This is a genomic window from Wolbachia endosymbiont of Drosophila incompta, assembly GCF_001758565.1.
GTDB lineage: Bacteria > Pseudomonadota > Alphaproteobacteria > Rickettsiales > Anaplasmataceae > Wolbachia > Wolbachia pipientis.
This window is the reverse complement of record NZ_CP011148.1, coordinates 802608-810879: the sequence shown is the minus strand read 5'-3', so window position 1 is coordinate 810879 and position 8272 is coordinate 802608. Positions and strand designations below refer to the sequence as shown.

9 protein-coding genes and 2 pseudogenes are annotated in these 8272 nt (G+C 35.5%); 4 read left to right on the top strand and 7 right to left on the bottom strand.

The window, feature by feature from the left end:
• Together WG67_RS07685 and WG67_RS03610 are read left to right on the top strand one after the other, a co-directional pair.
• Window positions 1-795: hypothetical protein (locus WG67_RS07685; RefSeq protein WP_458694903.1), on the top strand; the 795-nt coding region annotated here is incomplete at its 5' end.
• Window positions 779-1156, top strand: coding sequence for a cytochrome c-type biogenesis protein (locus tag WG67_RS03610; RefSeq protein WP_010962876.1), 378 nt, complete (start codon window positions 779-781; stop codon window positions 1154-1156). The genes WG67_RS07685 and WG67_RS03610, both read left to right, overlap by 17 nt.
• Before the next feature lie 344 nt (window positions 1157-1500).
• On the opposite strand, the gene WG67_RS03605 is transcribed toward WG67_RS03610, so the two are convergent.
• From WG67_RS03605 to WG67_RS07670, 5 genes and pseudogenes are all read right to left on the bottom strand, one after another.
• Complete coding sequence (locus WG67_RS03605; RefSeq protein ID WP_022626363.1) at window positions 1501-1749, bottom strand: IS110 family transposase; 249 nt, start codon at window positions 1747-1749, stop codon at window positions 1501-1503.
• Window positions 1750-1760: 11 nt separating this feature from the next.
• Window positions 1761-1913, bottom strand: coding sequence for a transposase (locus WG67_RS08530; protein ID WP_369408987.1), 153 nt, complete (start codon window positions 1911-1913; stop codon window positions 1761-1763).
• A pseudogene (locus tag WG67_RS08525) lies at window positions 1890-2071 on the bottom strand (transposase); the annotation flags it as partial. The gene WG67_RS08530 and the pseudogene WG67_RS08525, both read right to left, overlap by 24 nt.
• Window positions 2072-2076: 5 nt before the next feature.
• On the bottom strand, window positions 2077-2232 hold the full coding sequence (locus WG67_RS07675; RefSeq protein WP_369408983.1) for a transposase: 156 nt from the start codon (window positions 2230-2232) through the stop codon (window positions 2077-2079).
• A gap of 167 nt (window positions 2233-2399) precedes the next feature.
• Window positions 2400-2573, bottom strand: coding sequence for a hypothetical protein (locus tag WG67_RS07670; protein WP_010082315.1), 174 nt, complete (start codon window positions 2571-2573; stop codon window positions 2400-2402).
• An 85-nt stretch (window positions 2574-2658) separates the two neighbouring features.
• On the opposite strand from WG67_RS07670, the pseudogene WG67_RS03595 reads away from it, so the two are divergent.
• A pseudogene (locus WG67_RS03595) lies at window positions 2659-2979 on the top strand (transposase); the annotation flags it as partial.
• 394 nt (window positions 2980-3373) lie between these two features.
• Complete coding sequence (uvrB, locus tag WG67_RS03590) at window positions 3374-5281, top strand: excinuclease ABC subunit UvrB (RefSeq protein ID WP_070356920.1); 1908 nt, start codon at window positions 3374-3376, stop codon at window positions 5279-5281.
• Between the two features lie 201 nt (window positions 5282-5482).
• Here the strand turns inward: uvrB and WG67_RS03585 are convergent, their stop codons facing one another.
• Window positions 5483-7942, bottom strand: coding sequence for a hypothetical protein (locus tag WG67_RS03585; RefSeq protein ID WP_070356919.1), 2460 nt, complete (start codon window positions 7940-7942; stop codon window positions 5483-5485).
• 33 nt (window positions 7943-7975) lie between these two features.
• Window positions 7976-8170 carry a hypothetical protein gene (locus WG67_RS03580; protein WP_010962871.1) on the bottom strand — a complete coding sequence of 65 codons (195 nt, stop codon included), beginning with the start codon at window positions 8168-8170 and terminating at the stop codon, window positions 7976-7978.
• Window positions 8171-8272 lie beyond the last annotated feature (102 nt).

The window sequence follows — 8272 nt, the reverse complement described above, 5'->3', positions numbered from 1 at the left end:
ATAAAAAATAGATTGTTTGATAAATCAGTATATATCTACATACCAAGCAATGAAGTCAATATTGCTGTTCATGGTGATGAGAAAAAGAATATAAAATGCCACACAAACGATAGCAGCCACTTTGTTGTTAGACTAAACGATTTACCATCTTCATTGCGATTCAACAAAAATAGTACCGTGATAGACTATATAGATACACTTCGTTACGAAGATTATGGATTAAAATGTGATGTTTTAGAAAATCAGCAAAGTGTTATAACTGAAGTGAATGATAAAAGCAATTACATTCAATTTCACCTCGATAAAGAACTGAGTGGAAATGCTAAGCTAGGATTTGATTTGTATACTTATCGGTATAAAAATACTGCAAGTCCTGAAAGTTACCTTAGTATCGACATTAAATTTGATTATGAATTTGTAAACGACATCTCGGCTTCCAGAATTAATTTCAATATAGAGAAATTTTTGATTCAAAGTAATAATTTTTCTTTTGCTGCAGATGGTGGGGTAAACAATTACAACTTAGTTACATATTCATTTAAAGACAAAATCAACGTGGCTATATCAAATTATAAAGAATTAATCTCGTTTATGATTGGTGACTCAAAAACTTCAGATGCGTTCGAAAAATTAGTACCTTCCTTATCAGAAAAAACAACTGATAATGGCATTCAATTTTCAATAAAGTACGATGATGATGTAGGGTCAAGCTTTATTGGAAAGTTATCCATCACTGATTTTATGAACCAACTCAGTAAAATAATCCAATTAACCAAGAATGAGAATAGTAATTAGCTTACTTTTCATATTGATATTCCACTCAGGCGTAAACGCTTTTACTCTGGATAATAAACTCAGAGATAAAAGCATGGAAAAACGAGCAACCAGTTTATTTGAAATAATAAGGTGTCCAATATGTTCTGGCGAATCATTGTCTGAATCTGGATCTCAGATCGCGTATGATATGCGAGAAGCAATTCGTAAAAAAATCAATGATGGATACACTGATGAAGAGATAATCTCAGAGTTAAAAAATTCTTACGGCAATTCAATTATAATCGTACCACCTAGCACTTACATTTTGTGGTTTATTCCACTTACAACTCTGCTTATTGGGTGTTTTTTAATACAAAGATACATCAATACAACCACTTAAACCTTTTATATATAGCTAAAGTGACTTAGGTTCTCTAATTGCACATAAGTCAACAATAATTTTCACACAAATCAAAACAGCATATCTTCTCCATAATCCTTGGTAATTTTACATAAGTTAAAAGTAGCATATGGTTCTCTCCGCGGTCTGAGATGACAATAAATTTGTCAAGCCGCATTATACTTGTTAGGCGGAAGTGGACGGCAACATGTTTACCACGAAGTCTAACTAAGTTCTTGCTTGTCCCTTCCATCGGCATTGCTATCTTTATTTTCAATAAAATTATTGTCCTATGCTCTTTTGATGTTTATTGATAATAAAATTCTGTTTTATCAACCAACATCCTATGCATAATTACAGCTAATTTTCTTGCTACTGCTACAATTGCTTTTTTCATTCCTTTTTTCTTCGCAACTCCAGTTTTTTAATTTAAATGTCCTCTTGGTAACTGTAAGCATTGTTTGTGCAGCTTCATATAACATACTTCTACATTCCGCTGGTCCCATCTTTGATATGCTGCCATGCCGATCAACTTTTCCAGAAGAATATTGCCTTGGTGTCAACCCTATATACCCCAGTTGCGGATTAGCCAACGAAGTAAAGCTTAGAAATGCAGCGGCTGCATGGAATATGAAACAAGCGTAGAAAAAATGTGTACCAAAAAATTTATCGGTGATCTGTGGCGAGTATGCTCAATCTCAAATTTGTTTTTCAGAGAGCCAAAAACTGTCTCAATAATCGATCTTTTTCTTAACAAAATCTTCTCATTTAGCACCATTAATGAGTTTTTCATACCCTTTTTATACTGGTTACAAGCTTTAACCCTCTATCGAATAATTCGTGAAAAAGATCTTTTTTGATATATCCTTTATCTCTAAACAATAATCCAGTCAATTTCTGAGTTAAATTTGGCACAGGTATCAACGTTGCCTTTTGTCACCGTAACCCCTTGAATTTCGCCAGTTTCGTTGATTACTAGATGTACCGAAAAACCACCCATAAGTAGTCTTTCCAATCTTTGCCAACCCTTTGAAAACTTTGTTTCTCGAGGTCCTTTTTGGATGGCAAACAGCGATAGATTATGTACGAAATCCCTGTCACTTTTGACTGTTCGCAAAACCATTGCATTAAGAGCGCTAAATACCATAAAACCTGCGATTTTAGCCTGATAAACCTACTATAGGATGGCAATTTTGGAAACGCTGATTCGTATAATAATTTCAAATAATGCACATAGAAAATTTTAAAATTGTCGCACTTGATATAGCAATATTATGGTAAAAATCTCTGAATGCGTAATCTCTGGCGTCCTGGTTGGTTTTTTGCCACTTGGTAGAAGTTTTTCTGCAAAATTTTCATCGACTGTATTGCAAAAATCATCGACTATACAAAAGATTTCTGTTACTTTCTCTTTCATTGGTAACCTCCTATTTTAGGAATGAATATCAAATACCTCGGAGTTTACCCTATTTCCTTACCTTTTCTATTTTTTCTAATTTACAACTGGGGTTAGCAGTGCTGTGAGAATGGTTGAAAGCGCAAAAGAAAACCTCTCGGAAGTTAAAAATATACTGGTCGATGCAGGTTATACAGGAGAAAATTTTGCAACTCAAATAAAAACGATTATTGGAGCAACTGTAGAAGTAATAAAACGAAGTGAATTACATTCCTTTGCTGTATTGCCACAAAGATGGGTTGTAGAGCGATCTTTCGCTTGGTTAGAAAAATGCAGACGATTGTGGAAAAATTGCGAGCGAAAACTTAACACTAGCCTACAAATGGTCGTTCTTTCCTTCATTTCTCTTCTATTGAGAAGATTTTAAACAGGTTCTAAATCTTTATTTTAAAAATGTCATATTGACCACCGGTACCTGAAAATACTATTCCAATTGATCAGAGCTATCCATTTCCTTAATTTTTGTAACGTTGTCATAGGAGTACTATAATTTAGTATCAACTATGTTTTATTGTTTTTGCATCTAAAAAAATTTAGCTTATTCAAGCAGCATTTTGCCTTTTTTTGGATGTAGGGATTTTTTAGGAATTGTCTTCTTGAATTCTATGGTATTTTGTTTAACATTGAAACAAGATTCCAGTGTCAGCTACTTGCATGACATTGTTGGTTAATGTTTTATGGCTTTACGATAGCTATACAACTTATCTTAAAAGCAATATAGTGTTCACTATGCAATGAATCAAAGATAGTAAGTAAAGTCTATGAAATTTCAAATCACTACACATTTTCAACCTGCTGGAGATCAACCGCAGGCAATCGATAGTTTAATTGCGGGGCTAAATAGCAATAAAAGAGACCAAGTTTTGCTTGGAGTTACTGGTTCTGGGAAAACTTTTACTATGGCAAATGTTATTGCAAGGACAAACAGGCCTGCATTAATTATGGCACACAATAAAACTTTAGCAGCACAGCTTTATGAGGAAATGAAAGGATTGTTTCCCCATAATGCTGTTGAATACTTCATTTCTTATTATGATTATTATCAACCTGAAGCCTATTTACCACAAACTGATACTTATATCGAAAAAGATTCTGCAATTAACGAAAGAATTGAGATGCTGCGTTATTCCACCGTCTGCTCCCTTTTGGAGCGCAGGGATACGATCGTAGTTGCCAGTGTTTCCTGCATATACGGTCTTGGTTCGCCTGAGAGCTACCGCAGCATGATCATACCGCTTAGTGTTGGAAATAAAATTCGTATTAATGATTTCCTGAGCAACTTAACTGATCTTCAATACAAGCGCTCTGATGCCAGGTTTGAGAGAGGATATTTCAGAGTGCGCGGCGATATTGTTGATATATTTCCTTCCCATTATGAAAATAAAGCTTGGCGTTTATCGTTATTTGGCGATGAAATAGAAGAAATTTCTGAAGTTGATGCTATAACGGGCAATGTTACCAAAGGCGTAAATAAAATCACCATTTTTCCAAATAGCTATTACATAACCCCGCGTGAGGCTTTGTTGCAGGCAATTGAACTAGTCAAAAAAGAGCTGCATGAACGCTTGGATTATTACTACTCGCAAAACAAGATTGTTGAAGCAAAGCGCCTCGAGCAACGCACTAATTTTGATATCGAAATGATGAGAACAACAGGAATATGTAAAGGTATTGAAAATTATTCGCGTTATCTCTATGGAATGGAAGCTGGGGATCCACCACCTACTTTGTTTGAATATTTACCTAAAGACGTAATTTTATTTGTTGATGAGAGTCATGTCACCGTTCCTCAGGTTGGTGCGATGTACAGTGGTAATGAGGCGCGTAAAAAGAAATTGATTGACTATGGCTTCAGGCTCCCTTCCGCTTTTGATAATCGTCCATTAAAATTTGAAGAGTGGGAGGGAGTTAGGCCGCAGACTGTTTACATTTCAGCCACTCCCGGAAAGTATGAGTTGGCAAAGACCAGTAATGTATTTATAGAGCAAGTTATCCGTCCAACAGGGCTTACGGACCCAATCTGCATTGTAAAACCAATAGAGAGTCAAATTGATGATGTAATTCATGAGGCACAAGTGACAATAGGGAAGGGATTTTGTGTTTTAATCACTACATTGACGAAAAAAATGGCTGAAAATTTAGCTGAATATATGAGTGAAATGAATATGAGAGTGAGTTATTTGCATTCTGATATTGCTGCGCTGGAGAGAATAGAAATTATATACAAATTGAGATCTAAAGAAATCGATGTTTTAGTAGGTGTTAACTTGCTGAGGGAAGGTCTTGATATTCCAGAGTGTGGGTTGGTTGCAATTTTGGATGCTGATAAAGAAGGATTTTTGCGATCGGAAACTTCATTAATTCAAACGATTGGTCGTGCTGCGCGTAATGCTGAAGGTAGAGTAATTTTGTATGCAGATAAAATCACTGGTTCTCTGGACCGTGCATTAAGAGAGACCGAAAGAAGAAGAAAAAAACAAGAAGAACATAATATATTGCACAATATTGTCCCAAAGACTATAATAAAACCTATATCAAACACCTTACAGGAGAGGGCAATAGCAGAACCGAAAGTAAATACTAATAAGGATGATTTGAGAAAGCAAATGATAGAGCATGCTGAAAATTTAGAATTTGAAGAAGCAGCAAGAATAAAAAAATTATTGTAAGGTTAAATAACACATGATGTAATGTGCATAGTATAAAAATGTAAATAATTTTATTGATATCTTTATATTAATACTTTTTAAACATTTAGTACCGCGCAATATCTGCAATGGATGAGAAAAACTAACACCAGTGCCTTTAGGGTCAGGGACTTTGCCCTAACCCTAATAAAACGCTTAGGTGGCTGAGAGCGGTGGATTAGATCAATTGCTTCTAAATTTTTTTATGGAAGAGTGCTGCTCGGCCTTAGTGGCATACAGGTCTGTGGATGTTGTCAATTCTTCCATTCTCACACTCAACTCTAGAGTACGTTTTGGCGATCCTCCTCTAGTATTCTCACAATCCATAGACTCATAACCACTTGTTGTTGCCTCAGCTTTAGAGCTTACGTTTTCAGCATCAGTCGCCTCCGCTGAAGAGATACCGCTGTCTTTATTATCTTCGGACTTCATCTTTTCAGCTTTTGACGTACCTTTAGCAGGCCATTGCTCTTTCCTAAACGACTCTACTTCCGAACCATCATAATCACGGTTAATCCAGTATCCACCTTTGTCTTTTGTAATTGAAATATATTCTAATACGCTTTCATCGGGATAACAGGTTTTAATTGCTTTTTTAGGGGATAACCCATGTTCTTGCACCTGAAAATTTACCCATTTGTCCTTTTCAGATTTCACTGCCTTTTCGACGATGTTAATGTCGATATCTTTTATTTCTACTTTTCCCTCATGCTCCCGACTAAAAAGTTCTTTTAAGTTAAGTAAGGCACCACGACTTATATTAGCAACAACTGTTGTTTCTTGGTTTTTCTCACAATTAGAAAGAAATTGAAATGGAAACTCATTGAGATCATAGGCTTCTTCCTTATTGACACGATACTCTTCTTTCGTTTTATCTATTATCTCCTCTAAATACTCTTTTACATCAACACTATCATCAATTAAACTAGCAATCTTCCCATTTTTTACAATAAAGTTAGTATGAGGAGGATCCAAAGCATAATTATTTAAGTTAAACCAATAAAGCAATGCTTTAAACAACTTTTCTTCTTCCTTTTCCTTAGTAACTTGCTGTTTTTTAGGTTCCTCATTAGAAACCTCAGGATTTAAGAATGTTGAATCATCCCATGCTATAGGAGAAGAAATCGATGATGATCTACTCAAAGATAGCTGTGATTGATCACCAGTGGATTGACTTGAATCTATTTCCCCCGGCACCAACTGAAACAGCCCCCCTTTTCCTTCCTCTCTTTCTGATCCTTTCCTGGGAGGCCTCTCTAACCCTTCACCACGACTTCGCTTAGGAAACTCCTGTGTCGGTGATGACAATTCAGTTAAGCCAGAACTTGGACCACCACTTGAAGAACCAGAATCGTTAAGTTGTGGAGGTGAATCACCAAGACCACTATCTCTGTCTCCTCTAGATTCAAAAAACCTAGCTCCAGTTTGTTCAAGCGGTGTTCTTGGTGGCTCTGCATGTGTAGGAGAATTGAGTGGAGAAGTTACCGTTGAGGAGGATCGACTCGAGCTACGTCTCTTAAAATTCTCAAGATCAACTGCAAATTCAAAACGTCCGTTTATTTGATTATATGCAATTGGAGACCCCATAATTTTAGGAAGTAACTGAGCAATCTGCTTATTAGAGAAAGCATAAACTGGCTCTTTACAATTAGCAAATTGTGGATTTGCAGTTTTGCCTCTAATATCACTTATACAATGAAAACCATTAAATATTCCTCCATTAATCTTTGATGCATCCCTAGAACTTAAAGATTTCAACTGACCATTCTCTTCTATAAAAGGTATAAGAGCAAAACTATGCCCATTCTTTATTTTGTTTTTGTTTGTAAAGTCATCATAATCATACCCGTCAACAAACTTTCCTGTCGCTTTAAGAATTAGTTCACTCAAAACATTTTTACAATTTTTAACTTTAGACTCTACGCTGCCTGGAGTTCTAAAATCAAGCGCTACTCGCCCTTTAACATATCCTGTTACACTCCTGACTACCTTATCACTCACATTTTTAATGTATAACATACCATCTTTATATTCATAAAAGTCTGAACTCTTAAGACCACACGCCTCTAATCTTGAGTTAAATTCACTGATATAAAGACTCTTCAATAGCTCAAAAATCCTCGAATTATACCTTTTTTCGAGGTACTCGTTGCTAAAAGCTATACAGTATAGATAAGGACTACCTATCGCTCCTGTTCCAACAGTTCCATTGACCCATTCATATGCTTGTTCCTTCGTTATTCCTACTAATTCTTGTAGAAGTGCAGCCACTTTAGATCTCACAGCCCCCTCAAACTCATTAGCAAAATGAACCTTCAAGTTACGAATTACTCCATTATCTGTAGAATCTGCAAGCTTTACTTTCACTATGCCATTACCTAAATCCTCTTTATCAGGATTAGCATCTAGAACAAATGGAAAATAGTTTAAGTTATAATATTCACTTGCTACCTCAGTTCCATCACTGTAGTGCTGCTTTATTATCTCCTCTCCTATTCTTCGCAGGTATTCTTTTGTATTAGTACCACTAGCAAATAAACCAACAATCTTTTTACCTCCTACAGTAAAATTAGTATTGACCTTATCGATACCATAATTATTTAAGTTAAATGCGTTAACTAGCTCTTTTGTAGAATTACCCATAACTCTCCCTACTAAAATTGTGATGAAACAACATTACTTACTTTTACCTTTACTACTGCCAGCACTAGTAGAGCTACTACTCTCCATTTGCGAGCCAGGCTTGCTACTTTCACGTCTCTGTCTTTCACGTGCCTCAAGCATTACCGGATTAGAACCGCTATACTTTTCATACCTGCTGCTTGGAGTAAACCCTTTATCGCTATCTTTTTTATCATTATTACTATACATATTTACCCCTAAGTAAAAATATTATGTAACTAGTATACTAAAAATAAATTGTAGTGCAAGCACTTTTTTTATATTTTTTAGTATAAATTTTATTCGTCATTT